The 26,586-nt window shown below is 70.8% G+C and carries 22 protein-coding genes; 11 read left to right on the top strand and 11 right to left on the bottom strand.

The annotated features are described in order from the left end of the window. The first annotated feature begins 178 nt into the window (after window positions 1-178). The 4 genes from AC3AGO_RS04905 (at window position 179) to AC3AGO_RS04890 (ending at window position 6,472) form a co-directional block, all read left to right on the top strand. On the top strand, window positions 179-1,597 hold the full coding sequence (locus AC3AGO_RS04905; RefSeq protein ID WP_487818874.1) for a sugar porter family MFS transporter: 1,419 nt from the start codon (window positions 179-181) through the stop codon (window positions 1,595-1,597). 155 nt (window positions 1,598-1,752) lie between these two features. Further along, window positions 1,753-2,112, top strand: coding sequence for a universal stress protein (locus AC3AGO_RS04900; RefSeq protein ID WP_487818873.1), 360 nt, complete (start codon window positions 1,753-1,755; stop codon window positions 2,110-2,112). A 287-nt stretch (window positions 2,113-2,399) separates the two neighbouring features. After that, entirely contained in the window at window positions 2,400-4,409 is a 2,010-nt protein-coding gene (locus tag AC3AGO_RS04895) for a TerD family protein (RefSeq protein ID WP_487818872.1), read from the top strand. Between the two features lie 143 nt (window positions 4,410-4,552). Then, window positions 4,553-6,472, top strand: coding sequence for a sulfatase-like hydrolase/transferase (locus tag AC3AGO_RS04890; protein WP_487818871.1), 1,920 nt, complete (start codon window positions 4,553-4,555; stop codon window positions 6,470-6,472). Here the strand turns inward: AC3AGO_RS04890 and AC3AGO_RS04885 are convergent. The 6 genes from AC3AGO_RS04885 to AC3AGO_RS04860 form a co-directional block, all read right to left on the bottom strand. Further along, a complete protein-coding gene (locus AC3AGO_RS04885; protein WP_487818870.1) occupies window positions 6,465-6,881 on the bottom strand; it encodes a MerR family transcriptional regulator in 417 nt (138 codons plus the stop codon). The genes AC3AGO_RS04890 and AC3AGO_RS04885 overlap by 8 nt on opposite strands. Then, window positions 6,878-7,327, bottom strand: a complete 450-nt coding sequence (locus AC3AGO_RS04880) for a hypothetical protein (protein ID WP_487818869.1) — start codon at window positions 7,325-7,327, stop codon at window positions 6,878-6,880. The genes AC3AGO_RS04885 and AC3AGO_RS04880 overlap by 4 nt, the downstream gene beginning before the upstream one ends. Before the next feature lie 88 nt (window positions 7,328-7,415). Continuing rightward, on the bottom strand, window positions 7,416-8,324 hold the full coding sequence (locus tag AC3AGO_RS04875; RefSeq protein ID WP_487818868.1) for a DUF6734 family protein: 909 nt from the start codon (window positions 8,322-8,324) through the stop codon (window positions 7,416-7,418). Next, window positions 8,321-9,223, bottom strand: a complete 903-nt coding sequence (locus AC3AGO_RS04870; protein WP_487818867.1) for a hypothetical protein — start codon at window positions 9,221-9,223, stop codon at window positions 8,321-8,323. The genes AC3AGO_RS04875 and AC3AGO_RS04870 overlap by 4 nt, the downstream gene beginning before the upstream one ends. Continuing rightward, entirely contained in the window at window positions 9,220-9,783 is a 564-nt protein-coding gene (locus tag AC3AGO_RS04865) for a hypothetical protein (RefSeq protein WP_487818866.1), read from the bottom strand. Before AC3AGO_RS04865 ends, AC3AGO_RS04870 begins: the two co-directional genes overlap by 4 nt. Window positions 9,784-9,810: 27 nt before the next feature. After that, the gene (locus tag AC3AGO_RS04860) at window positions 9,811-11,700 is read right to left on the bottom strand and encodes a twitch domain-containing radical SAM protein (protein WP_487818865.1); all 1,890 of its coding nucleotides are present in this window, start codon (window positions 11,698-11,700) and stop codon (window positions 9,811-9,813) included. A 280-nt stretch (window positions 11,701-11,980) separates the two neighbouring features. Here AC3AGO_RS04860 and AC3AGO_RS04855 point away from each other — a divergent pair, with 280 nt between their 5' ends. From AC3AGO_RS04855 to AC3AGO_RS04845, 3 genes are all read left to right on the top strand, one after another. Further along, a complete protein-coding gene (locus tag AC3AGO_RS04855) occupies window positions 11,981-14,209 on the top strand; it encodes a glycosyltransferase family 39 protein (RefSeq protein ID WP_487818864.1) in 2,229 nt (742 codons plus the stop codon). A 159-nt stretch (window positions 14,210-14,368) separates the two neighbouring features. Continuing rightward, window positions 14,369-15,814 (top strand): bifunctional glycosyltransferase family 2/GtrA family protein, encoded by a 1,446-nt coding sequence (locus tag AC3AGO_RS04850; protein WP_487818863.1) that lies wholly within the window; start codon window positions 14,369-14,371, stop codon window positions 15,812-15,814. Continuing rightward, window positions 15,811-17,952 carry an ArnT family glycosyltransferase gene (locus AC3AGO_RS04845; RefSeq protein ID WP_487818862.1) on the top strand — a complete coding sequence of 714 codons (2,142 nt, stop codon included), beginning with the start codon at window positions 15,811-15,813 and terminating at the stop codon, window positions 17,950-17,952. The genes AC3AGO_RS04850 and AC3AGO_RS04845 overlap by 4 nt, the downstream gene beginning before the upstream one ends. A gap of 84 nt (window positions 17,953-18,036) precedes the next feature. On the opposite strand, the gene AC3AGO_RS04840 is transcribed toward AC3AGO_RS04845, so the two are convergent. From AC3AGO_RS04840 to AC3AGO_RS04830, 3 genes are all read right to left on the bottom strand, one after another. After that, on the bottom strand, window positions 18,037-18,864 hold the full coding sequence (locus AC3AGO_RS04840) for an SAM-dependent methyltransferase (RefSeq protein ID WP_487818861.1): 828 nt from the start codon (window positions 18,862-18,864) through the stop codon (window positions 18,037-18,039). 95 nt (window positions 18,865-18,959) lie between these two features. Further along, a complete protein-coding gene (locus AC3AGO_RS04835; protein WP_487818860.1) occupies window positions 18,960-19,205 on the bottom strand; it encodes a DUF397 domain-containing protein in 246 nt (81 codons plus the stop codon). Next, entirely contained in the window at window positions 19,202-20,077 is an 876-nt protein-coding gene (locus AC3AGO_RS04830; protein ID WP_487818859.1) for a helix-turn-helix domain-containing protein, read from the bottom strand. The genes AC3AGO_RS04835 and AC3AGO_RS04830 overlap by 4 nt, the downstream gene beginning before the upstream one ends. 209 nt (window positions 20,078-20,286) lie before the next feature. On the opposite strand from AC3AGO_RS04830, the gene AC3AGO_RS04825 reads away from it, so the two are divergent. Further along, on the top strand, window positions 20,287-20,760 hold the full coding sequence (locus tag AC3AGO_RS04825) for an ATP-binding protein (protein ID WP_487818858.1): 474 nt from the start codon (window positions 20,287-20,289) through the stop codon (window positions 20,758-20,760). A 90-nt stretch (window positions 20,761-20,850) separates the two neighbouring features. Here the strand turns inward: AC3AGO_RS04825 and AC3AGO_RS04820 are convergent, their stop codons facing one another. Together AC3AGO_RS04820 and AC3AGO_RS04815 are read right to left on the bottom strand one after the other, a co-directional pair. Beyond that, window positions 20,851-21,948: an ABC transporter permease gene (locus AC3AGO_RS04820; protein WP_487818857.1), complete on the bottom strand. Its 1,098-nt coding sequence runs from the start codon at window positions 21,946-21,948 to the stop codon at window positions 20,851-20,853. Continuing rightward, on the bottom strand, window positions 21,945-22,673 hold the full coding sequence (locus tag AC3AGO_RS04815; RefSeq protein ID WP_487818856.1) for an ABC transporter ATP-binding protein: 729 nt from the start codon (window positions 22,671-22,673) through the stop codon (window positions 21,945-21,947). Before AC3AGO_RS04815 ends, AC3AGO_RS04820 begins: the two co-directional genes overlap by 4 nt. Window positions 22,674-22,830: 157 nt before the next feature. Here AC3AGO_RS04815 and AC3AGO_RS04810 point away from each other — a divergent pair, with 157 nt between their 5' ends. The 3 genes from AC3AGO_RS04810 to AC3AGO_RS04800 all read left to right on the top strand — a co-directional run bounded on the left by AC3AGO_RS04810 (window position 22,831) and on the right by AC3AGO_RS04800 (window position 26,585). Continuing rightward, on the top strand, window positions 22,831-23,223 hold the full coding sequence (locus tag AC3AGO_RS04810; protein WP_487818855.1) for a TOBE domain-containing protein: 393 nt from the start codon (window positions 22,831-22,833) through the stop codon (window positions 23,221-23,223). Window positions 23,224-23,344: 121 nt separating this feature from the next. Further along, a complete protein-coding gene (modA, locus tag AC3AGO_RS04805) occupies window positions 23,345-24,148 on the top strand; it encodes a molybdate ABC transporter substrate-binding protein (protein ID WP_487818854.1) in 804 nt (267 codons plus the stop codon). 100 nt (window positions 24,149-24,248) lie between these two features. After that, a complete protein-coding gene (locus AC3AGO_RS04800) occupies window positions 24,249-26,585 on the top strand; it encodes an ABC transporter permease (RefSeq protein ID WP_487818853.1) in 2,337 nt (778 codons plus the stop codon). Window position 26,586 lies beyond the last annotated feature (1 nt).

Here is a 26,586-nt window from a genome sequence, read left to right as displayed (position 1 = left end):
CCCCGCCCGCTGGGCCGCCGGGGAGGGCCGGCGCGCACGCGCGACCTTCCCCCGGCCCCCGCACAACAGCCCAACTTGCCGCGGCAACACCGCAGTTGCCGGGCACCCGCCACCCCCCTCGCCAGGTGCCCCCGCGCATCGTCCGCATGCCGCTCCCGAAGACGTGAGGTGTCCGCAGATGACAAGCACCGCAAGAACCGGAACACACGTACCACTGCCACCCGACACCCCCGGACCGCATACGCGCCGGCTGGGCATGGTGGCCTTCGTCGCCACCCTCGGCGGCCTGCTGTTCGGCTACGACACCGGCGTGATCAACGGTGCGGTCGGCCCGATGACGAAGGACCTGGGGCTCACGCCGGTCACCGAGGGCTTCGTCGTCAGCATCCTCATCTTCGGTGCCGCCGTCGGTGCCGCGGTCGGCGGACGGCTCGCCGACCGCCACGGCCGGCGGCACAACATCCTGCTGCTCGCCGGGTTCTTCATCGTCGGCACCATCGGATGCGCCCTGTCGCCGACGTGGCCGGTGCTGGCGCTGTTCCGATTCGTACTCGGCCTGGCCGTCGGCGGCGCCTCCGCCACCGTTCCGGTCTATCTCGCGGAAGTGGCGCCCGTGGAGCGCCGCGGCAGCCTGGTGACCCGCAACGAAGTCATGATCGTCTCGGGCCAGTTCGCGGCCTTCGTCATCAACGCGATCATCATGAACGTCTGGGGCGAACACGCCTCCGTGTGGCGCTACATGCTGATCGTCGCGGTGCTCCCGGCGTTCGCTCTGCTCATCGGCATGCTGCGGCTCCCGGAGAGCCCCCGGTGGCTGTCCTCCCAGGGGCGCGACGCCGACGCGGTGGCCGTCCTGAAGCGCGTACGGTCCCCGGAGCGCGCGGAGGCCGAGATGGCCGAGGTGCACGCGCTGGCCGAGGAGGAACAGCAGGCGCAGACCGGCGGCTGGTACGACCTCGCCGTCCCCTGGGTCCGCAGGCTGGTCGTCATCGGCGCCATCCTCGGCATCTTCCAGCAGCTGACCGGCATCAACTCGGTGATGTACTACGGCAATCAGCTCCTGCAGACGGCCGGCTTCTCCAGCAACGGGGCGACCATCGCCAACACCGCCAACGGCCTGTTCAGCGTCCTCGGCGTCACGATCGGCATCATCCTGATCAACAAGGTCGACCGCCGCACCATGCTGATCGCCGGCTTCGTACTGATCAGCCTGTTCCACCTGCTCATCGGAGCCTCGGCCACCCTCATGCCCGACGGCGCGGCCAAGCCGTACGTCCTGCTGGTGTTCGTGGTGCTGTTCGTCTTCTCGATGCAGGGAACCCTCGGCCCGCTCGTCTGGCTGATGCTCTCGGAGATCTATCCGCTGAAGATACGCAGTTTCGCCATGGGGCTGAGCGTGTTCGTGCTGTGGATCGCCAACGCCGGCGTCGCCTTCGGCTTCCCTCCCACGGTCGCCGCGCTCGGCATCGCGCCGACGTTCTTCATCTTCGCGGCCATCGGAGTCCTGGGCATCTTCTTCACCGCCGCCTTCGTGCCCGAGACCCGCGGCAAGACGCTGGAGGAATTCGAGGACGAATTCCGCTCCCGGCACGCCTAGCCGGCCCCTGAAGGCCGGCACCGGACCCCTCCCCACAAGGGCTGCTGCGGACTCCCGCTCTTCCCGAAGCCCACCAGCCCTTCCCGCCCCCGAGGGCCGACGCCGATTCCCCTCCGCGGGTCGATGTCGACCCCTCTCCACGAAGGCCGATCACCATGACGCTTCTCGCCGCCGTCGCGGACAGCCCCGAAGGCCGGGCCGCGCTCGACACCGCCGTCACCGAGGCCCAGCGCCTCGGCACCGGACTCGTCGTCGTCAACCTCTCCCTCACCCCGCTCGAAGCCCCCGCGTTCCCGCCGGAGTTGCGGGTCACCGTCATCGAACGCGAAGGGCGCTCCGACCGCGACCCCGCCGACGCGGTCCTCGACGAGATCGCCGACCGCTCCGTCGACCGCCTCGTCATCGGCCTCCGCCGCCGCACCCCGGTGGGCAAGGCCCTCCTCGGCAGCATCAGCCAACGCCTCCTCCTCGACGCCCCCGTCCCCGTCCTCGCGGTGAAGCCCCCGGAGGACTGAGGCGCGCGCAGCAGGCATCCCCGCCTTCTGCCCGGCGATCTCGTCAATCCGGCTGAGGCCCGCGCCCGTTCGCGGGCCTCAGCCGGATCCGCGGACGCAACGGCGCCCCGCCGCCCGGCGTCCCGCGCTCTCATCCGCGGGGCCCGGCCCGTGTGGCACCGCCCTTGTCTCACCACCGGATGAAACACGTAAATCCGGCGCTACAGTTCACCCCAGGCGCTGCCTTGAGCGGCGCGCGCAGAGACGAGTCAGGGGCTCCGGTGCCGGAGCCCGCCTGTGGGGGGCACATGTACGAGATAGTCAAGGGCGCCAACGTCAGCCTGGCGGACCTGAGCGAGGACGCGGGCTCGATAACGGTGGGGCTCGGCTGGGGCAGTGAGACCGGGGACGGGGACGCGGATGTGTCCGTGCTGCTGCTCGACGAGAGCCGGAAGGTGCGCAGCGACGCGGACTTCTTCTTCTACAACCATCCGGCGGCAGCCGACGGCAGCGTGCAGCTGCTCGGCACCTCACCGACCGCGGACGGCGACGAGGACCGGATCGGCCTCGACCTGACGGCGATACCCGAGAACGTCGACGTGATCGTCGTCGCGGCCAGCCGCGACGAGGGCGCCCCCTTCAGCGACCTGCGCGATCTGCGGCTGACGCTCGCCGACCACGGCGGGGAGCGGCTGCTGCGCTTCTCGATCGACGCCGCCGGAGAGGTGGCCGCCATCGTCTTCGGCGAGTTCTACCGCCGGGCCGGCGGATGGAAGTTCCGTGCGGTCGGACAGGGCTACGTCACGGGGCTGGCCGGGCTGGCGACGGATTTCGGCATCGACATCGACGACGAGCCGGAGAGCGCGGAAACATCCGCCGGAGACACTGACGCTCCGTCATCCGACAGTGAGGCGGATCCGGTTGACGTACCGTCTGCTGCCGCCGGCGACGCGGAGACCGCTACCCCCGCACCGACGGTGCGGCGGCCCCGTACGAAGAAGAAGGTGACACTGCCCAGGGCTCCCAGGAAGTCGCTGGCGGAACACGACACATGGCGTCCCGCGCGGCTCTTCCCCGTGTCGCCGCTCAAGAACGACAAGGAACGGGAATCACGGGCGACCTCCGTGCTGCTTGCGGTGATGGCCCAAGTGCCGGAATTCGGGCGGAGGCTCACCGCCGGGTTCGGGGCGCCGGCCGGACGCATGGAGACCTTCACCGAGGTGTCACTGCCGAACGGGGACGCGCCGCGGCGCCCGGACGGGGTGATCCGCGTGGAGCGGGCGGGCAAGCTCTGGACCGCGCTGGTGGAGTGCAAGACCAACGGCAACGCCCTGAGAGCCGAACAGGTCCAGGACTACATGGACATCGCCGCGCGCCGCGGCTACGAAGCGGTGATCACGCTGAGCAACGATGTGGCGCTGGAAGGCATTCCACTGGTCGACGTCAAGATTGACGGACGGCGCAAGAACAAGGTCGCGCTCTGGCACCTGTCCTGGGCGGAGGTCACCCACACCGCGCAGTTGCTGATCCGCCACGAAGGCGTCGGCACTCTTCCCCACGTCTGGCTGCTCCAGGAACTCCTGCACTACCTCCAGCACGACAACTCCGGCTGTCACGGCTTCCAGAACATGGGCGGGTCCTGGGTTCCGGTGCGCAAGGGCATCGACGAGGAGACCCTCTGCCGGGGCGACCAGCGTGCCGTCGCCGTGATCGAGAGCTGGGAACGGCTCATCCGGCAGCTCTCCCTGCGGCTGGGCGGCGAACTGGGCCGGAAAGTCCTGCCTGTTCAGCGCGGCAGGCGGGGCGACGACTCGCGTACGCGCCGCACCGCACTCGCCGATCGTCTCTGCGAGGACGGGCGGTTGCACGCCGAGCTGCGCCTCGAAGGGACACCCGGCCTGCTCACGCTCGTCGCCGACTTGCGGACCTGCAGACTGCGCACCTCCATCGAGACGGCGGCACCGACACACGGCTACCCGCTGAGCTGGGCCAAACGGCTGGTGCGGCAGCTCTCCGACGCACCCGCCGACCTGCACGTCGAGACACTGACGGACGGCCAAGAGCCCGGACCGCGCGCCACGTTGGAGCGGCTCCGGCCCGAACCGGCCGACCTCGTGCCGAAGGACGGTGCGAAGATCACCGGCTTCCGCATGTCCCTGCTGAAGGGCATGGGCAATACGCGGGGGACGGCGGAGTCGAGCTTCATCCGCAGCGTGGACGACGTCGTCGACCGGTTCTGCGCCACCGTTGTCACCCCCCTGGAACGCCGCGCCCCCCGCCGCGAGGACCGCCCGGAACTCCCCGCACCCGTCACCTGAGCACCGACGCCCCGGGCCGGGCGGGGGTCTGTGGGTCCTCGCCCGGCTGGGGGAGTTGGGGTTGGTGGGTGCTCAGGGGGTGGGTGGGGTGGGACGGTATGAAGTGCCGCGTTGCGTCCGTCTGTTGAGCTGGAGGCTCCGCCATGCCGTTGCCCCGTGGTTCCGCCCGTACGACCGTGGGGCTGTCGCGGCGGGGGTTTGCCGGGGGTGTGGGAGGTGCCGCGGCCGCCGGGGTCGTGGGGGCGGGGCCGGCCGTTGCGGACCGGCCGCGGGGTGGCCGGGAGCGGCCCAACATTCTGTGGCTGGTGGCCGAGGATCACTATCCGTTCGTGGGGGCGTACGGGGACAGTACGGCCCGTACGCCGGCCCTCGACCGGCTCGCCCGTGAGGGCATCCGGTACGAGAACTCCTTCTCCAGCGCGCCCGTTTGCGCCCCGTCCCGGTTCGCCCTGATCACCGGTGTGCATCCGGCGAGTGCGGGTCCCGCGCAGCACATGCGGGCACTCGGCAAGGTCCCCGGCTTCGTGCGGGGCTTCCCGGAGTACCTGCGCGAGGACGGGTACTACTGCACCAACAACGACAAGACCGACTACAACACCTCGCTGGACATGGAGGAGACCTGGGACGCCTCCGGCCCGCGTGCGCACTGGCGCGACCGCCCCGCCGGTTCACCGTTCTTCGCCGTGTTCAACGACATGACGACTCACGAGTCGGCGCTGTTCCACGCGCGGGACGGTGCGACCCGGCCCTCCGAAGTTCGGGTGCCCGCCTATCTGCCGGACGCCCCGGACGTCCGCGCCGACTACGCACACTACTACGACGCCATGGCGGCCATGGACTCCCATGTGGCGTCGCGGCTGGCCGAGTTGGAGGCCGCCGGGCTGGCCGAGGACACCATCGTCTTCTTCTACTCCGACAACGGCGGCGTACTGCCCCGCAGCAAGCGCCACTGCTACGACGAGGGCCTGCGCACCGCGCTCATCGTCCGCTTCCCCGAGAAGTGGGCGCATCTCGCGCCGCGGCCCCCGGGTTCCGTGGAGGAGGGCGCGGTGACGTCCGTCGATTACGGGCCGACGGTCCTCGCCCTGGCACGTGTGGACATCCCGGAGCATGTGCAGGGACGGCCGTTCCTCGGGGTGCGCAGACCGCAGGCCGCCCGGTACGCGTTCGGCGGCCGGGACCGGATGGACGAGCGGTACGACATGGTGCGTACGGTGCGCGACGGCCGGTTCCGCTATCTGCGCAACTACGCGCCGCACCGGCCGTGGGGCCAGCACGGCGCGTTCGCCTGGCAGGCCAAGGGCTACCAGGCGTGGGAACAGGCGCACTTGGACGGTTCGCTCGACGCCGTCCAGGACCGCTTCTGGCACCCCAAGCCGGCGCACGAGCTGTACGACCTGCACGCCGACCCCGACCAGATCGCGGACCTCGCGCAGGACCCCGCGTACGCGGACACCGTACGGCGGCTCGGGCGGGCTCTCGACGCGCATCTGCTGGAGATCAACGACAACGGCTTCATCCCCGAGGGCAGTCCGCTGGAGGGCTGGGACGCCAGCCGTGCGCCCGGTGCGTACCCGCTGCGCCGCGTTCTGTCTCTGGCGGGACGGGCCATCGAGCGCTCGCGGCGTCATCTGCCGGAATTCGCGGGCCTGTTGGGCGACGACAACGAAGTGGTGCGCTACTGGGCGGCGCAGGGCCTGCTGATGCTCGGCCGCTCCGCGGCGCCGGCCGCCGGACGTCTCTCCCGTGCCCTGGACCGCGATCCGTCGCCGCACGTACGGATCGCCGCGGCCGAAGCGCTCATCCGGCTGGGCCGCCGCACCGACGACGCGGTCGGTCATCTGACGCGCACGCTCGACGGCCACGAGAACGTCCGCGTACGGCTCCAGGCGGTCAACGCGCTCACCTTCGTCGACACGGAGGCGGCACGGCCGGCGCGGGAGGCGGTCGGCCGGGCCGCCCGCAGCAAGGACGAGTACCTGCACAACGCGGGGCGCTATCTGTCCTTCGTGCTCGACGGCACGTACACCCCGAAGTCCCCGGTGTACGAGCCCGTCACGTGACCGAAGTGCGGGCCCCGGGCGAGTCGTTGGCGGTGAGGGCTTCCACCACGGGGCAGGTGCAGTGGTCGTCGCCGGTGGTTTCGGACGCCTTCGCCAGGGCTTCGCGCATGCGGACGAGGTCGGCGATGCGCTCGTCGAGGTCGGCGAGCTTGGCGTCGATGACCGTGCGCAACGCGGCTGCGGGCAGGGCCTCTTCGTCGGCGAGGGTGAAGAACGCCGTCACATCGCCCATGCCGAAGCCCAGTTGCTGTGCGCGCTGGACGAAGCGCACGCGCCGTACGTCGGCGTCCGTGTAGTGGCGGTAGCCCGAACGTGCGGCGCGTTCTGGGACGACGAATCCCCGCCGCTCGTAGTAGCGCAGCGTGCTCAGGGGCACGCCGGCCGCGCGGGCTGCTTCGGCTGGTGTCACGGTGTCTCCGCCGGTCGGATCCGGATGCCCCGTCGAGTCGTTCGACGCTTCCTCAACTCTGCCGTCTGTGCGGCCAGAAAGCCGACTTCGGCCACGAGGAAGACGGCGAGCAGCGGGGAGACGCCCCGGCTCAGGGCGTACGTCATCAGCAGCGTGAAGGCCGCGCGTCCCACGGTGTCGGCGGCGCCGATGACGTGGTCGTCGCGGAGCAGCCGGACCACCGCCCACATGGTGACCACGGCGCCGAAGAAGTTCACGAACAGCAGCTGTGTGACGTCGAATTGGGGCGGCGGCTGCCCCGGCAGTGCGAGCGTGCCGTGCAGCGCCCGTACGGCGTCGAGGACGAGCCGCGCGGTCCACGGGGTGGCGAAGGCGCACGCGACGATCAGGTCGTAGAGCGCTCCGGCGCGTACCGCGCGCAGTCGGTGGTGTGGTGTCGGGGTCATGAGCCGGACCCTGCACCCTGCACCGCGGTGCGGGGTCAAGCCGGCCGGCGGGTGATTCTCCACGGGGCGCCGGAACGGCCTGAACCGGCTACGCGCGGCCTTCCGCCGCCCGGAAGTGTTCCCGCAGGAGCTCGGACTCCGCGAGCACTTCCGCGACTTCCGGGTAGTCCTGCCGCAGCCTGCGCACGTACCTCGCGCAGAGGTCTCTCCTCATCCGCGGGTCGTTGTGAAGCAGCGTCTTCGCGTTCCACAGATGAGTGAATGCGGTGTTCTTCCGCCCGTTCCGCAGCTCGGCCCCCGTGTGGTCGCGGAGGAACGAACCGATGCGCACGCCGCTCGACTTCGCGCACATGGGCAGCAGCCGCTGCTCCGCGAAGACCGGGTGTGCGGGCAGTGCCCCGTCGGACTCCGACCGGACCGGATTGTCCTTCATGAACGACAGCGCCCGGTCGGCGTATTCGTCCTTGAACGCGTCTTCGGTGAAGAGGAGCAGCGCGGCGCTGCAGGGGGCGACCGACCAGTCCAGCCCGCTCCAGTCGAATCCGGGAGGCGCGACGAGGCGGTCCCGCCCGACATAGGCGGGGAAGCCGAGTGACTCCTCGTGCAGGCTCATCACTTCCGCGGCGACGAGCTGCCGGATGCTGTCCCAGACGATGAGGTCGGTATCCATGACACAGCACGGCGCTCTCTCCTGGCGCAGAGCCACGACCTTTCCGAAGGACCAGAAGACACCGCAGTTGATCGCCCGGGACGCCGACTCCAGAGTTTCGTCGTCGACCCCGCCGTCCCAGAGGTCCAGGACCCCCAGCCGGTCGTAGAATTCGCGGCCCGCCGCATCCGTGTAGAGCCCGATCACCCCGTTGTGCCGACGCCATTCGAGAGCCGACAGGACAGTCGTGAGGACCTCGAAGTCCTCCTGCCGGTACGGGGCGCCTTCGGCCCGCGAGACGTAGTAGTTCGTGTCCGGCCGGGTGGAAATGGCGTGGATCGCCTTCACGGCAGATATCGCCGGATGCTGGGTATGTGGCGGAGCATTCCCACGAGTTCGGGGTAGTCGGCGCGGATCCGGGCAACGCACTGCCGGCAGAACGACTCCCGGCAGTCCGGGTCTTCCTTGAGCGCGTCCTTGTAGGCCCAGATATGGGTGACCAGCCGGTTCTTGCCGCCGTCGGCCATCGTCTCGCTGTTGCGCTCGGGCCGGGGCCAGTCGAGGAAGTACGCCGGCTGAACTCCGAGTCTCAGCGCGCACATCGGCAGCAGCCGCTGGGCCACGAACACGTCGTGGACCGGCAGCCGGCTCTCGGCCTCCCTCCGGATCGGGTTCCCCAGGATGAATTCCATCGCGGCGCTGTGGAATGTCCCGGTGAGCCGGTCGTCCGCGAAGTACGTCAGTGAGGCGTTGCACGGAGTGGCCTCCCAGTCCCACTCCTCCCAGACGTAGCCGGCGGGTGTGCTGAGCTCGCACCGGGGCCTGTACACACCGTGGTGCAGGGGCTCCGGGTGCAGGGCCATGAACTCCGAGGTGAGCAAGCCGTCGAGCGGTCCCCAGACGACGAGGTCCGTGTCCAGCGTGACGAAGGGGGCCGCCTCCGCCCGGATGGCCGCGGTGCGGCCGGCGGTCCAGAACACGTCGTGGTTGATCGAGGCGGGCAGTGACTCCAGCACGTCCGTGTCGATTCCGCCGTCCCACAACTCCGTCATGCCCAGGCGCCGGTAGTAGGCCTCCCCGACGCGATCGGTGTACAGCTTGACCGGGCCGTTGAAGCGGCGCCAGGAGGCCGTCGAGAGGACGGTCGTGAGCAGCTCGAAGTCCTCGACCTGGTAGCCGTCGAGGCCCTTCGTCCGCCCCAGGTACGGAACGGAGGGCAGGGTGGAATTGACGTGGATGGCCTTCACGGGCGGCCCGGGAGCCTGTTGACGACCGCGGCCAGCTGCTCCAGAGCGGGGCGGACGCTCGGGGCGACCTCCGACGCACGCAGCACGAACGGAACCTGTCCCCGGTCGATCCTCATCGCCACCTCCTCGCCTTCCGGGGGGTCTTCCTCTTCGAGGGGGAACCAGAGTGTGATCCGGGCGTTCCCCGCCGTGATGACGACCGACCCGACGACGGAGTCGGGCACGTACCTCTCGTCCGCGTTCGGCGGCAGCCCCATCAGGGTCTCGACATCCAGATGCCGCGCCAGGGCCGCCAACTCCTCGCGGCCGACCACCGCGGAGGCACGTTCGTCGACGTCCCGCAGCTCGTCCACATGGGTCACCTCGGCCTCGCCCCGCGAGGGGACCGAAGCCCTGAAGTCGAGTCGCTGCCCCGGGAATCCGCCGAAGATGTGCAGGTCGACCCGCACGTCGTCGGCAGCGCCCTCCGGGGTGTCCTCGCGCCCGCCGGCCAGCCGTGCGACCGCGGCCTTCATGCGCTCGATGTCGGGCCGGGTGAATGATTCGATGGTTGTCCTCATGCCGTCCTCACCACGAAGTGTCCGGGCCTAGATGAGGTCCAGGCCGATCGAGAAAGCCTCGGCCCCGAGCGACGCCGAGCTGCAGATGCGATTGACGTGGCGCTGCAATGCCGGCCCGGAGGTGACGTCCATGACGGTTCCGGTATTGACGGGCCTCCGGTTCGGGCAGGTGGTGTCGGCGTACTCGTCGGGGTTGCCCAGCATGTGGCCGAATTCGTGTGCGGCGACGTTGCCGTCGTCGGTCGTGTGCCACGTCGTCATGTCGCTGCGGCCGGTCCCTCGGCGTACGCGGACGGTGTGGTGGGGGCTGGAGGTCACCCATTGCACGTCAAAGGTGATGGTGGAGTTGCCGTAGGGGCCGGTGCAGACGAAGTGGTTGGTCCACTTGTTCTCGATGCCGGTCTCCCACGTCGTGCGCAGCGTCGCCATCTCGGTGGCGGTGATTCCCGCGTCAGGCTTGAGCCGGATCCGTACCGTGGCCGCCGTGCAGTTCTGCCGGAACGCGGCGGACCACCCGTATATGCACTCGGACATCTGGAACCGGCGCTCACCGGTGTACGGGCAGGGCCCCACGGCGAGTTGGGGTTCTTGGGCGAGTTCGGGGGCGTTGTGCGACACGACAGCTCCCTTCACCGCTCCCGCCTCGGGAGCGTCGGATGGGGAAATGGACGAGGGCGCGTCCTGCGACCGGGCCGGCCCCGGCGCACCGGACGCCCCTCCCGCGAGGTGCTGGCTGTACTCCGGCAGTGGCTCGAGGCCGTAGAAGGCGTCCGTTTTCCGGGTCAGCTCCACGAACTCGGCGAAGAGATCCGGGGAATAGGGAACCGAGTCGATACGACGGAGCACGTTGGACGCGTACGCGCGCGCTCTGGCCGCCTTGACGCCGAATGCACCCGACGCCTCCGGCCCACCCGCTTCGTCCAGCACGCGCAGGAAGTCCACGATACGGTCGCGCGCCTCTCTTCTGAGCTCCGGCGGGAGGGTGGATACGCGGTGAACGGCGGGCTCCGTGGCGATGTAACTGGACAACGAGTCGGCGTCGGCGAACTGCCCCGACAGCACCATGGCGTAGTAGGAGGGCAGGTCGAACAGATTGAGGTTGGTGATCGTGTTGTGCAGATTGACGGTCGCGTTGGGCAGGGCCCGGACCTCGGTGAAGTGGCGGAACACGCCGTCGAAGTCACTGTGCACGCGCACGTATTCGGTCGTCCGCCGCGTACCGTCCAGGCTGATGTTGAAATGAACCCGCTGGAACCGCGACAGGTGTGGGCGGATATCGACTTTCCCCGATATCAGCGTGGAGCCGTTCGAGATGATCTCCACGGACGCGTCGCTCGACAGCTCGTCCAGTACGTCCAGGAAGCGGGGCTCGTTGATGGGATTGCCGCCGTGGAAGGTGACGGCACGGATCGGGTTCGCCCGGATGAAGTCGATGACCTTGTCGATGTCATTGCGCCGGTATCCGACCGTCTCCACGCCCAGCATGCGGTGACGGTCCGAATTCAGCCGCGTGCTGAGCTTGTCGAAACACATCCGGCAGCTGTAGGTGCAGAGATTGCTGAGAGCGATCAGCAGATACTGCGTCCGGCTGACGCTGCCGGTCGTCTCGTCGTAGGCATCCGCAATATCCGGCCAACTGAAGTGTTCCTGGTAATAGTTGTGAACGGTCGGCTGGCGCGTGGCTTCATCGAGGCAGGCCCGGCAGCCCTCCGGCACCTCGCCGCGCATGAACTGGCGGCGGGCGCTGCGCATCTTCTCGCTGTTGACCAGCTCGGACACATCGCTGACCGATCCCAGACGACCCGCCGGCGGCCCTTTGTCCTCGCAGCAGATAACCGACTCGCCGTCGGCCCACGTGGCCAGAGAGACGAAGGGGGCGATGCAGAGCGGGACCCTCTTATCGGCCTTCCGGCTCATCGTGGCCCCCAGCAGGTGACAAATCGAAGGGCGTCAGTGGCAGGCCGGAGGAAAACCGCACCGGCCCCGTGACACGGAACTCACCCGGACAGAATTGAGAGTCCGCCATGTGAAACGAGAATTACAGACGAAGACCAGCCATACCCGCGCTCCCATGGGGATTCCGGCATTCCGCACGCGAGCCCGTACGGAGCGCGTGCAGAGGGGGCCGGGCTTCTTCGTACGCGGCCGACAGCTTGCGCACAGGAAGCCGACAGACTCGGGCGGCACGCTCGTCGGCATGGCACACGCAACGCAGACATCCCCGCAGCCTGCGGCTCCCCCCGGGGACCCGGAGCGCTCCCGGGCCCGCTCGCGGCGAGGACGGCTCGCCACACTGTTCACCGGGCACCCGAACGACCCGCGGTGGGCCCGGCCCGCGCTGTGGGCGATCCTCGCCCTGGCGGCGGTGCTGTACCTGTGGAACCTGTCCGCCGTCGGCCAGGCCAATTCCTTCTATTCCGCGGCCGTTTACAGCGGTACGCAGAGCTGGAAGGCCCTCTTCTTCGGCTCTCTGGACGCCGGTGACGGCGGCTTCATCACCGTCGACAAGCCGCCTTTCGCCCTGTGGGTGATGGGCCTGTCCTGCCGCGTGTTCGGCTTCGGCACCTGGCAGATGATGCTGCCGATGGCGGCGGCCGGTGTGGGCGCGGTGGCGCTGCTGTACCGGATGGTGCGCCGCAGCTTCGGGCACATCGCGGCGACCGTCGCCGCCCTCGTGCTGGCGCTCACCCCGATGACCGTCGCCATCACCCGCGACAACAACCCGGATCCGATCCTCGTCCTGCTGATGCTGCTCGGCGCCGCCGGCACGCTCCGGGCCATCAGGACCGGCAAGATGCTGCCCCTGGTGTGGGCGGCGGTCGCGATCGGCTTCGGCTTCAACACGAAGATGCTGCAGGCGTACATCGTGCTGCCCGCCTTCTTCCTCGCCTACCTGGTGGCCGCCCGTACGGGGCTCGGCAAGCGCGTCGCGCACCTCGCGGTGGCGGCGGTGGCGCTGGTGGTCTCCAGCGGCTGGTGGATGTTCATCGTCGACAGGGTGCCGGCCGGCACCCGCCCCTACATCGGCGGCAGTACGGACAACTCCGTGTGGGACCTCGTCATCGGCTACAACGGTTTCGGCCGCATCTTCGGCGCCAGTGGCGGCGGGGGAGGCGGCCAGGGCGGCGGCTTCGGCGGCGAGGCCGGTATCGGCCGGATGTTCAACGAGATCGTCGGCGGCCAGATCTCCTGGCTCATCCCCTTCGCGCTCCTCGCGCTGGTGGCGGGACTCGTACTGCGCGGACGGCGCCCCCGTACGGACATCCCCAGGGCGTCCCTGCTCCTGTGGGGCGGCTGGCTCGTGCTGCACTACCTGGTGTTCAGCCTCTCCGAGGGCACCTTCCACCCCTACTACGTCACCGCCATGGCACCCGCCATCGCCGCGCTGAGCGGCGCGGGTTCGGTCGCGCTGATCCGCGCGGCACGGCGGCGCGGCGGGGTGTGGCCGTGGCTGCCGCCGGTCGCCGTCGCCGGTACGGCAGTGTGGGCGATCGTGCTGCTGGCCCGTACCGACGGCTGGAACAGCTGGCTGATGCCGCTGATCGGCGTGGCCGCGGTGGTCGCGGTCGCCGCGCTGGTGGGCCGGCGCTTCGGGGGAGTACGTCAACTGGTGCGCCGTCGCCGCCTGATGACGGTCGCCGTGATCGCCGCCGCGGTGGCGATGCTGGCAGGACCCAGCGCGTACGCCGTCTCCGCCACCGCCTCCCAGGGCGGCGGCATGAGCGGGACGAACCCGACGGCCGGACCGTCCACGGGCAACAGCATGGGCGGCCCCGGCGGGGGCGGCCCCGGAGGCGGGGGCGGCAAGGGCGGTCCTCCCGGCGGCTCCGGTCAGGGCAAGCCTTCCACGGGGCAGGCCCCCAACGGGCAGGCGCCCGGCGGCAGTTCCCAGGGCGGTCAGGCTCCGGGCGGCTCGGGTCAGAAGGGCCAGAGCGGTCAGCAGGGCGCGCCCGGCAAGAGCGGTCAGAGCGGCAAGAGCGGCACGTCCGGCAAGAGCAGTACGTCCGGCGGCTCCCAGCGCAGCGGCGGTGGCGCCGGCGGGCCCGGCGGGTCGGTGAGCACCGAGATGGTCTCGTACCTGAAGAAGCATCAGGACGGCGCCACATGGCTGGTGGCCGTGGCCAACGACCAGTCGGCGTCGACGATCATCCTGGAGAGCGGTCAGCCCGTCATCTCCATGGGCGGTTGGAGCGGCAGCGACGACGCGATGACCCTCGCCAAGCTGAAGCAGCTGGTCAAGGACGGCAAACTGCACTACATCATGCTGGGCAGCAGTGGCGGCCCCGGCGGCAACTCCAAAACCGACATCACCCAGTGGGTCAAGGAGAACGGCTCCAAGGTGAGCAGCAGCGCGTACAGCACCGGGAGTTCGTCGGGCTCGTCGAGCAATCAGCTGTACCGGCTGGACGCCTCCGACGTCGGCTGAGCCGGACCCGCACACAGCGCGGGGCCCCGGACCGTTCACCGGTCCGGGGCCCCGCGCTGTCCGTGTGCCCGCAGGACCGCGCTGTCCGTACGGCGAACTCACAGGCGGGACACAACCGCACCACACAGCGCTGACAGGCCAGTTGGCGACTGTCGCATCATGCGAACCGAAACACTGGAAGCACCCCTCGACGACACTCTGCCCGCCCGCCGCCACCTCCCTGCCGGCCACGCCGACCGCGCCACCGAGTGCGTGCTGGATGTGGTGGTGCCTGTGTACAACGAGGAGGCGGGGTTGGAGGCGTGTGTGCGGCGGCTGCACGCGTTTCTCTCGGCGCATTTCCCCTACGGGTTCCGGATCACGGTGGCGGACAACGCGAGCGTGGACGGGACCCCGTATGTGGCGGGCCGGCTGGCGGGGGAGTTGGAGGGGGTGGGGGTGGTGCGGCTGGAGGAGAAGGGCCGCGGCCGGGCCCTGAAGCACGTATGGGGATCCTCGGATGCGCCGGTGCGGGCGTATATGGATGTGGATCTCTCCACGGATCTGAACGCGCTGTTGCCGCTGGTGGCGCCGCTGATCTCGGGGCATTCGGATATCGCGATCGGCTCGCGGCTGGCGCGCAGCGCCCGGGTGGTGCGCGGGCGGAAGCGGGAGTTCATCTCCCGCACCTACAACGTGATTCTGCGCCGGTCGCTGGCGGCGGGTTTCTCGGACGCGCAGTGCGGGTTCAAGGCGATCCGCAGCGAGGTCGCGGAGCGGCTGTTGCCGTTGGTGGAGGACAACACGTGGTTTTTCGACACCGAGTTGCTGGTGCTGGCGGAGCGGGCCGGGCTGCGGATTCATGAGGTGCCGGTGGACTGGGTGGATGATCCCGACAGCCGGGTCGACATCGTGCAGACCGCTACGGATGACCTGAAGGGGGTGTGGCGGGTGGGCCGCGCCCTGGGTAGGGGGGTGCTGCCGCTGGACCGGCTGCGCCGGCCGTTCGGTGATGACCCGCGCGATCGCGAATTGCCCGGCGTGCCCCGGGGGTTGGCGCGTCAGGTGCTGGGTTTCTGTGTGGTGGGCGGGTTGAGCACGCTGGTGTTCCTGGCTTTGTTCTCGCTCTTCCGCATGGGGATGGGGGCGCAGTGGGCGAACGCGCTGGCCTTGCTGGTCTCGGCGGTCGGGAACACGGCGGCGAACCGGCGGCTGACCTTCCGGGTCCGCGGCCGGGAGCGGGCGGTACGCCACCAGGCCCAGGGGCTCCTCGTCTTCGCCATCGGCCTGATCCTCAGCAGCGGCTCTCTGGCCGCCCTCGACTGGGCGGTGCCGCGGGCCTCGCACGGTACGGAGCTGGCGGTGCTGATCGTCGCGAACCTCGCCGCGACCGTCGTGCGCTTCATCCTCTTCCGCCTCTGGGTGTTCTCCGCAAGCCGTGACGAGCAACGTCACGACAACCGGGGCGACGGCCCGCACGGCCACGGCGCCCCCGGCACGGACCACCCCACGACCGTGTGGCTGCGCCCCGTCACCCCGACCGACGCGCACGGCAACACCTGGTACGGCAGCGACACCTCCGGTACGTCCGTCGGCGCGAACGAGCAGAAGCGGGCCACCTCATGACGACCACTCACCTCCCGGAGAGCGGCCATTCCGGTACGTCCCCGTCCCGGCCGGCCCCGGCACCGCCCGTACAGCACCGGGCCCCACGCCGCCCCGGCGGCCGGATCCAACGGCTGTGGCGCGGCGGCCCCGACGACCCGCGCTGGGCGCGGCCCGCGCTGCTGGGGCTGCTGGCCGCCACGGCGGTGCTGTTCCTGTGGGGGCTCGGCGCCTCCGGCTGGGCGAACAACTTCTACTCGGCGGCCGCCCAGGCCGGCGGTACCAGTTGGAAGGCGTTCCTGTTCGGCTCCTCCGACGCGGGCAACGCCATCACCGTCGACAAGCCCCCGGCCACCCTGTGGCCGATGGCTCTGTCCGTACGGCTCTTCGGCCTCGGCGCCTGGCAGATCCTGGTGCCGCAGGCGCTGATGGGTGTCGCCTCCGTCGGCGTGCTCTACGCGGCCGTCAAGCGCCGCTTCGGCGCGGGGGCCGGACTGCTCGCGGGCGGTGTGCTGGCGCTGACGCCGGTCGCCGCGCTGATGTTCCGCTTCAACAACCCCGACGCGCTGCTCGCGCTGCTCATGGTGCTGGCGCTGTACTGCACCCAGCGGGCCCTGGAGGACGCGCGGACCAAGTGGCTGCTTCTGGCGGGTACTTGCGTCGGTTTCGCCTTTCTCACCAAGACCCTCCAGGCGTGGCTGATCCTGCCTGTCGTCGTAATGGTCTATCTGGTGTGCGGGCCCACCCGGCTGCGCCGCCGGCTCGGCCAACTCCTCCTCGGCGGGCTGACGATGGTGGTCAGCGCGGGCTGGTGGGTGGCGCTGGCCGAACTGTGGCCGGCGGACTCGCGCCCGTACATCGGCGGCTCGCAGACCAACAGCTTCCTCGAACTGACCTTCGGCTACAACGGGTTCGGTCGCCTCACCGGCGACGAGACCGGCAGCCTCGGAGGGAGCGGCAACAGCAGCGACCCGGGCGTCCTGCGGATGTTCACCACGGAGATGGGCGGCCAGATTTCCTGGCTGCTGCCCGCGGCGCTCCTGCTGCTCGTCGCCGGGCTCGTCGTCACCCGCCGCGCGCCGCGCACCGACGCCGTACGGTCCCAACTGTTGCTGTGGGGCGGGTCGTTGGTGATGACCTGCGTTTTCTTCAGCTTCCTTTCTGGGATCTTCCACGCGTACTACACCGTCGCGCTCGCCCCGTACATCGCCGCGCTGGTGGGCATGGGCGGTGCCCTGCTGTGGCAGCGGCGCAGCCGCCCCGCCGCGGCGGTCTCCCTCTCGGTCGTCGTGGCCGCTACGGCGGTCTGGTCGTACGTGCTGCTCGGCCGTACCGGCGACTGGCTGCCGTGGCTGCGCTGGACCGTGCTCGTCATGGGCCTCGCGGCGGCTGTCGGGCTGGCGCTGATACGGCTGCTGCCGCGCCGACTGGCCGCCGCTGCCGCCGGGTTGGCGGTACTGGTGTCCCTCGCGGGTCCCGCCGCGTACACGCTGGACACGGTCTCCACGGCCCACAGCGGCGCCCTGGTCACGGCGGGCCCGTCCACCGGCATGGGCGGCCCTGGCGGAGGCAGTCCGGGCGGCGGAGGGCCTGGAGGCGGCGGCCCCGGCGGCGGCAAGGGCGGCCCGCCCGGAGCGCAGGGCACCAACGGACCCGGCACACAGCAGAAGCAGCAGAACCGGCAGGCCGGCCCCGGCAAGCAAGGCGGGCAGAAGCAGCAGGGCGCCCGTACCGGAGCGCCCGGCAAGGCAGCCCAGACCGGCAAGGGCGGGCCCGGTGGCGGCGGCATGGGCAACGTAGGGGCCATGCTGAACGGCATCACGGTCAGCGGCGCAGCCAAGAGCACCCTGAGCCGCGACGCGGACGCCTACACGTGGGCCGCGGCGACCATCGGGTCCAGCAGCGCGGCGAGCTGTCAACTCGCCACCGGCGCCCCGGTGATGGCGATCGGCGGCTACAACGGCACGGACCCGTCACCGACGCTCGCGCAGTTCAAGCAGTACGTGGAGGACGGCCGGATCCACTACTACGTCTCCAGTGGGTCTTCCTCGTCCGGCACCGCGTCGGCGATCGACTCCTGGGTGAAGGCGCACTTCACGAAGTCCACCGCCGGCAGCAGCACGCTGTACGACCTGACGCAGCCGAAGAGTCCGAGCTGAGCGCTGAGGGTTGAGAGCTGAGCGCTCAGCGCCGGGAGGTGAAGGCGGAGCCCGCCCGGCACACGAGGGCGGTGCCGGGTGGGCTCAGCGCTTGATGGCGACGCCCGCCCACAGGCTGATGCGGGCGTCGCTGAAGGGCTCGCCCTCCTCGTCGAGCAGGCCCTCGTCGGTGTTGCGCCAGCGGTGGCCGACGACGACGCCGGGCTCCAGCAGGTCCATCCCCTCGAAGAAGCGCTCCACTTCGGCCCGGCTGCGGAACTGCACGGGCGTACCGGAGCTGTTGTAGACGTCGGTGACGCCCGCCCACGTCTCGGGGTCGAAGTCGGGGGTGCAGTGCGAAAGGGCCAGGGCGCTTCCGGGGGGCAGTGCCGCGACGTAGTGCTTGACGAGCCCGTACGGGTCCTGGGCGTCCGTCACGAAGTGCATGAGCGCGTTCATGGACAGGGCGACGGGCCGGGTGAGGTCGAGCACCGCGCTCAACTCCGGTGCGTCGAGCAGGTCCTGGGGCTCGTTGACGTCCGCCTCGATGTAGGTGGTGCGGCCCTCGGGGGTGCTGCGCATCAGCTTCTCGGCGTAGCGCAGGACGAGCGGGTCGTTGTCGGCGTAGGCGACCCGCGCGTCCGGCACGATCTCCTGGGCGACCTGGTGCAGATTGGGTTCGGTGGGGATGCCGGTGCCGATGTCGAGCCACTGCCGGATGCCGTGCTCCCGGGCGAGGACGCGGGTGGCCCGGTGCATGAAAGCGCGGTTCTGGCGGGCGCAGTCGTAGATGCCGGGATAGACGTCGGCGACCCGTTCCGCGGCCTTGACGTCGGTCTCGTAGTTGTCCTTGCCGCCCAGGTAGCAGTCGTACATGCGGGCGGAGTGCGGCCTGCCGGAGTCGATGGTCCGCACGGTGCCGTCGTCGGTCATCCGGTTCCCTCAGTGAATCGGTGGTCGGTCGGTCTCTGGAGGATGGGTCGGAGTCGGTGGGGGGGGGGGGGGGGGGGGGGTAGCGGGCGGGCGGGTCAGAGCAGATGGTCGGCCTGGCCGGCCTTCACGCCCTCGATGAAGGCGGTCATCTCCTCGGGGGTGAAGATGAGGGCGGGGCCCGAGGGGTCGGTGGACTGCCGCACTGCCGTGGCGTTGCCGGGCAGGCGCTTCACCTCCACGCACTGGCCGCCGTTGGCCCCGCTCCAGGGGCACTCCCAGCCGTCGGTGCCGAGGGTGTTGGCGGGCATGCCGTTGTAGACGGCGTCGCCGGTACGGGTCATCGCTCATACTCCTTGCGCATGTCGTGCAGCAGGTTGTCGGTGCCCGGGGTCGAGGCGAGCAGCGACATCCGGTTGTGGGCCTCCAGGTGGTCGGCCACGTCGGCGCGCTGGTCGAAGTACGCGCCCCCGGAGACCCCTTCGGTGTAGACGACGTCCGGCAGTTCGGGCGCGTCGAAGCGGAAGTACGTGTAGGGGCCGAAGGCGCCGATGTGCGGGCCGGCGGCGAAGGGGATGATGTCGACGCTGACGTTGGGGAGTTCGGCCGTCACGTCCAGCAGATGGTCTATCTGGTCGCGCATGATGTCGGGGCCGCCGATCAGGGTGTGCAGCACTGCCTCACCCATCACCACCCACAGGGTGGGCGCGTCCGGCTTGGTGAGCAGGTCCTGGCGTTGCAGCCGCAGGTCGACGCGGTGTTCCAGCTCGTCGTCGCTGTCGTGGGGGAAGCCGGCGCGCAGGATGGCGCGGGCGTAGTCGCGGGTCTGCAACAGGCCCGTGACGTAGTGCGGTTCGTAGACGCGGAGGGTCGTGGCGTCGCTCTCCAGGCTGACGTAGGCGGTGAACCAGCCGGGCAGGACCTCCCGGTAACGGTGCCACCAGCCGGGCTCGTTGGCCCGCTCGGCCAGCTTGAGGAACTCGCAGGTCTCCTGCGGGCCGACGCCGTAGGTGTGCAGCAGCTTCTCGACGTAGAGGATTTTCAGGCCGACTTCGGCCTTCTCCATACGGCGCACCGTCAGCGAGTTCACCCGCAGGGCCCTGGCGGCGTCGTCGAGGGACAGCCCGGCACGCTCCCGCAGGTCCTTGAGGCGTTTGCCCAGGATCATACGGAGAACGGTCGCGCTACTGCCTGTTGCGGAGCGGCCCTCGGCCACCTTGTGCCTCCCTGACGTCCGGTCACCGACCATGGTCCGACAGTGACTTCGGGATGACAACAGGTCGATGCGATCCATCTGTAATTTTCAGAGAGAAGGTTGCGGGCGTTACGAACGGTGAGCATAGTGATCCAGTGACCCACCTCACCGACCTCGGCGGTGGCTGTCCGGCACCGCTCCCTGCCCGTTTCCGTGGGAAGGCGACGACTGTGAACTCACCTGTGGAACCGCAGAGTCTGCTCGGCGCACCGACGCGCCACGCCTGCTGGTTCCAGATCTCGGGAAGGAAGGCGACCGGTGTCGGGGAGGCACGCCGTACGCTGGGCCGCCAACTGCGGCTGTGGGGCATGCCGGAGGAGATGCGGGACGACGCGGTGCTGGTCATGTCGGAGCTGACGACCAACGCGATCGCCCACACCGACAGCACGGACATCCGCTGCTGCGCGGCGGTCACCCCGGACTACTGCGTGCACCTGGAGGTGCACGACGACGACCGAAGAGCCCTCGACGGGCCCTTCCCCGGTGCCCCGACGCTGCGCGACGAGACCGGCCGCGGGCTGCTGCTCGTCGGCTGTATCGCCGAGAAGTGGGGGATGGACCGTTCCGTCTACACCCGCGGCAACGCGGTGTGGGCCGCGCTGCCGTGTTCCGTCCTGAGCCCGGTCGCCGCCCTCAGCGCCTGAGTTCACCCAGAGTCACCGATCCCACGGGGTCGTCCTGAGGGGGCGTCCTGAGGGGCGCGGGGAACTGCGCAAACCCGCAGCGCGGAGCGCTCACGCGTCGTCCCAGCGGAACAGGCGCGTGGCGATGAGTGCGAACAGCGCGGCGAACAGCAGCAGTCCGCCCATCACCGGCAGGGCCGTGCCCCATCCGGCGCCGCGGGAGAGGACGTCCTGCACGGCGTCGGCGAGATGCTTGAGCGGCAGGAACTCCGAGACGGTGCGCACCCAGGCGGGCGCGGCGTCCAGCGGGAAGAACGCGCCGGAGAGGAACGCCATCGGCAGGACGATGATCTGGGCGAGTCCGTTGGCGGCCTCCTCCGTCTTCGCCCAGGCGCCGACGACGAGCCCGATCGACATGAATGCCAGCGTGCCGCAGGCGATGAGTGGCAGGCACAGCCACCAGCTCCCGGTCAGCCGCAGCCCGTAGTAGGGGAGCGTGGCCACGGCGAGGAAGACGGCGGTCTGGGCGAAGGCGACGGTCAACTGGACGCCGACACGCGCCGCGACGACCTCGCGGGCGTTGACGGGGGAGAGCCACAGCCGTCGCAGGATGCGTTTCTTGCGCCAGCTGACGAGGTTGAACGCGGAGCCGAACACGCCGCCCATGGCCACGGCCCAGCTCAGCAGTCCCGGCGTGAGGAACTGGATGGGCTTGGTCGACTCGTCCTCCAGCTGTGTGCTCCGCAGCCGGTACGCGGGCGGTTCGCCGGTCGCGTGCTGGTTGGCCTGCTGGACGACGGAGTCGAGGATGCCGCGCACGGTGCCGGCGCGTACGGCGTCGGCCGCCGAATAGCGTAGCTCGACCGGTGCGCCCGCCCCCGTACCCGCGCCCGGCGGGGTGAACACGGCCGCGTCCTTGTCGCCCTTGCGCACCTGCTCCAGGGCCTCGGCGCGGGCCGCCGCCGAACCGTCGGTCTTCTCCACGCTCAACACGCCCCGAATCCGGGCGCGTTCGGCCGCGGGCATCCGGTCCAGCACCCGTACGTTGCCGATCTGGACCACTTCGGACTCCGCGGTGGTGTTGTCATGGAACAGGGCGCCGAAGAGGAGCAGGAACATCAGCGGGAAGACCATCATGAAGAACACCGCTGCCCGGTCCCGCAGCAGTCCGAGCGTCATGGCGCGGGACAGGCTCAGGAAGGCGCTCATTCGCGGTACTCCCGTCCGGTCAGCCGCAGGAAGACGTCCTCCAGGGAGTCGGCCTCCAGCTCCCGTACCAGCGCCGCCGGTTCGCCGGTCCGCAGGACACGGCCGTGATCCATGATGGCGACCCGGTCGCACAGCGTCGCCGCCTCGTCCATCGAATGGGTCGTCAGGACCACTGTCCGGCCAGAGGAGTTGAGGGTGCGCAGCAGGTCCCACAGATTGCGCCGGGCCTGCGGATCGAGGCCGGTGGTGGGTTCGTCGAGGAAGACGAGTTCGGGGTCGTGGACCAGGGCGCAGGCCAGTGAGAGGCGTTGGGCCTGCCCGCCGGAGAGCCGGTCCTCGCGGGTGGCGGCCTTGTCGGTGAGCCCGACGGTCTCCAGCATCGCGTCGGCCCGCGCGGCGGAGGTGCCGTAGAGGGAGGCGAAGGTGCGGATCTGCTCGCGTGCCGTGAGCTTCTCGAAGAAGGCCGAGGACTGCAGTTGGACGCCGACGCGCCGCAGCAGCGCCGGATCGCGCGGCCACGAGGGGACGCCCAGCAGGTGTGCGCCGCCCTCGTCGGGCCGGCGCAGTCCCTCGACCATCTCCAGCGTGGTGGTCTTGCCCGCACCGTTCGGTCCGAGGATGCCGAAGAACTCGCCGCGTGCGATCTCGAACGTGACGCCGTCGACCGCTTGCGTTCCCCCGTACCGCTTGCGCAGGCCCTCGGCCGTGATCGCAGCGTGAGTCATGCCGGTGAGGCTAAGGGGCGGGATGTGACGGACGGGAGGGTTCCGCCCGGTCTCCGCTCGGGGCTTCCTCCAAACCGTTCTCCGGCAGGTCGCACCTGCGATGGAGCATCGCCCCATCGATTGCAGATGCCAGGAAGACTCGCATATCTTGTCGCAGATGCAGTCCTACACAATCGGTCAGGCGGCGCGGCTGCTGGGCGTCAGCCCCGACACCGCGCGCCGCTGGGCGGACGCCGGGCGGATCGCCACGCACCGCGACGACGGCGGGCGGCGTGTCATCGACGGCCGCGCGCTGGCCGCCTTTTCCGCCGAACTCGCCCAGGGGGAAGGGGAGGAGGACCCCTCCTACACCTCGGTGCGCAACGCCTTCCCGGGCATCGTCACCGCGGTCAAGCTCGGCGACGTGGCGGCGCAGGTGGAGATCCAGGCCGGCCCGCACCGGATGGTGTCGCTGCTGACACGGGAGGCCGTCGAGGAGCTGGGGCTGGAGGTCGGCATGCAGGCCACAGCGCGCGTGAAATCCACGAACGTGCACATCGACCGCACCTGACACCCGCATCCGGACGCGCCCGCCGCGTACCCCTCCGGAAGCCCCCGCGGCGCCGTCCGTCCCCGGCGCGGTCCCACCGCCGGGCGGCATCCGCCGCACGCACACGCAAGGAGTTCCCCGCATGTCCCACACCCTTCCCGGACGTCGCAGCACCGTCGGCCGCGTCGCCGCTGCCGCCGTGACCGCAGCCCTCCTCGTGCCGCTGGCCGCCTGCGGCAGCGGCGGGGACAAGAAGGCCGGCGCGCAGGCCGACAGCGGCGGCGCCGAGCTGACCTTGCTCGCCGCCTCCTCGCTCACCGACGTGTTCAAGACCGCCGGGGCCGCGTACGAGAAGGAACACCCGGGCACCAAGGTGAAGTTCTCCTTCGCCGGATCGCAGCAGCTCGCCTCCCAGGTCAAGCAGGGCGCGCCCGCGGACGCGCTGGTGACGGCCGACACGAAGACGATGGACGGGCTGCGCTCGGAGACCGGCAAGCCCTCCGTCATCGCCAAGAACCGGCTGGTGATCGCCACCGGCAAGGGCAACCCGGAGAAGACGAAGACGCTGAAGGACCTCGCCGACCCGAAGCGCAAGGTCGTCCTCGCCGCGCCCGAGGTGCCGGTCGGCCGCTACAGCAAGCAGGTCCTGGACGCGCAGAAGCTCGACGTGAAGCCGGTCTCGGAGGAGACCGACGTACGCTCCGTGCTGAGCAAGGTCGAACTCGGCGAGGCCGACGCGGGGCTCGTCTACAAGACGGACGCCGCCACCGCGCCCGGCAAGGTCGACGCCGTCACCGTCCCCGACAAGCAGAACGCCATCGCCTCCTACCCCGCCGCCACCCTCAAGGGCTCGCAGCACCAGAAGGACGCCGCCGAGTTCGTGAAGTGGCTCGGCACCCCGAAGGCGCAGAAGATCCTGCGCGACGCGGGCTTCCAGAAGCCGTAACCGCCCGCGCGCCCGACCCCTCCGTCGTGCCGGATCCCGTCGCTGCGGCCGCCGCCGCGGCGGGTCCTGCCCGGCCCCCGCCCCACCCCAGGAACCGCCGATGAGCCGCCTCAGCCCCCGCGCACCCGGCGCCCGCACCCCCGTCACGCTGGCCGTGCCCGGGCTGCTGGCCGTCGCGTTCCTGCTGCTGCCGCTGCTGGGGATCCTCGCCCGCACCCCGTGGGGCGACCTGGGCACGCATCTGAGCAGCCCCGGCGTCACCGAGGCCGTACGCCTCTCGCTGCTGGTGTCCTTCTGGGCGCTCGGCCTCTCGCTGCTGCTCGGGGTGCCGCTGGCCTGGCTGCTCGCCCGCGTCGACTTCCCCGGCAAGGCCGTCGTGCGCTCCCTCGTACTGCTGCCGATGGTGCTGCCGCCCACCGTCGGCGGCGTCGCGCTGCTGCTCGGCTTCGGCCGGCGCGGACTGCTGGGGCCGTGGCTGGAGGGCACGTTCGGCATCGTGCTGCCCTTCCACACCTCGGGCGCCGTCGTCGCCGCCACCTTCGTGGCGATGCCGTTCCTCGTCATCAGCCTGGAGGGCACCCTCGCCGGACTGCGGCCCAGCTACGAGGAGACCGCGGCCTCCCTCGGCGCCTCCCCGCTGCGGGTGTTCCGCACCGTCACGCTTCCCATGGCGGCCCCCGGGCTCGCCGCGGGCGCCGCGCTCGCCTGGGCGCGAGCGCTGGGCGAGTTCGGCGCCACCATCACCTTCGCCGGCAACCTCACAGGATCCACCCAGACGCTGCCGCTCCAGGTGTATCTGCTCCTCCAGGACTCGCCCGAGGCCGCCACCTCGGTCTCCCTGCTGCTGCTCGCCATCGCCATGGTTGTCCTCGTCGCCCTGCGCGGCCGCTGGGCCGGCGGCGGAGCGGGCCGCCCTTCGGGCGGACGGACACGGCGGGCCGCCGCCGGCGCGCCGGATCCGGCGGGCGGCGCGACCGCGGCTCCGCCCTCTTCCGCGGCCCCCGGAGGCCGGGCCTCCGAAAGTCCGGCCTCCGGGACCCCGGGGGCGGCCGAACCGGCCGCGGACGGCGGCCCCTTCGCGGACTCCGTCTCCTCCTCGGAACCCGTCCCCGCGGCGGACTCGGGTACGGCGGACCGCTCCGGCACGCCGGGGACTGCGGCACCGGCCGCCACGGTCGCGGAGACCGCCGCGGGTGCGGAGCCCTCCGCACATGCCGAACACCCCACGGGCGCCGACCCGTTCACGGCACCCGGCGCGGTGAAGGAGGCGCAGCCGGCAGGCACGGCGGGGGCGGCACACGTCGCGGCGCCGACAGGCGTACACGTGGCGGCCGGCTCCGAGGGCGGCCGGCCGGACACCGCGTCCACCGCCCAGAGGTGGGACCTGCACACCGCCGTCACCGGCTTCACCGACCTCACGCTCGACGCGGACGGCGGCACCACCCTCGCCGTCGTCGGCCCCAACGGCGCGGGGAAGACCACCCTGTTGCGCGCCCTCCTCGGCCTCACCCCGCGTGCCCGCGCCACCGTGCGGCTCGGCGGTACGGACGTCACCCGGCTGCCCCCGCACCGCAGGGGAGTCGCCTGGGTACCCCAGGACGGCGCGCTCTTCCCGCACTTGAGCGCCCTGTCCAACACGGCGTACGGGCTGCGCGCCCACGGCGTCCGCCGGGCCGCCGCACGGCGCAGCGCACAGCAGTGGCTGGACCGGCTCGGCGTCGGCCATCTCGCCCACCGCAAGCCCGGCCAGCTCTCTGGCGGCCAGGCCCAACGGGTCGCGCTCGCCCGCGCGTTGGCGGCCCGCCCGCGGCTGCTGCTCCTCGACGAGCCGCTGGCCGCGCTCGACCAGACCACCCGCGCACAGGTACGGCACACCCTGCGCACGCACCTCGCCGGCTTCGGCGGGGTGTGCCTGATGGTCACGCACGACCCGGTCGAGGCGGTCGCGCTGGCCGACCGGGTACTGGTCCTCGAGGACGGCCGCGCCGTGCAGGACGCCCCGCCCGCCGAGGTCACCCGGCACCCCCGTTCCCCGTGGGTGGCCCGCATGCTCGGCCGCAACGCCTGGAGCGGCACCACGACGGGTGAGGGGCTGCAACTGCCCGGCGGTGCCCGCCTGGTGGCCGCCGAACCGGCCGGCGAGGCCGCGCCCCGCCCGTCCGGCACGGCGGGTACGGAGGCCATCGCGGTCATCGCCCCGGAGGCCGTGGCCCTGCACCGGGAACGGCCCGCGGGCAGCCCGCGCAACGTGTGGCCCGGCACCGTACGGGAGGTCACCGCCCTCGGCAGCCGCCTGCGGGTCCTGGTCGCCTGCGACGGCGCGCCCGACCTCGTCGCCGAGATCACCCCGGCGGCGGCCGCCGAGATGCGACTGGGCGAGGGCGCGGTCGTGTATGCGAGCGTGAAGGCGACCGAAGTCACGCTCGTGGGCAACTAGC

This window comes from Streptomyces sp. BL1 (genome assembly GCF_057628045.1).
This window is presented reverse-complemented; position numbering and strand designations above follow the sequence as displayed.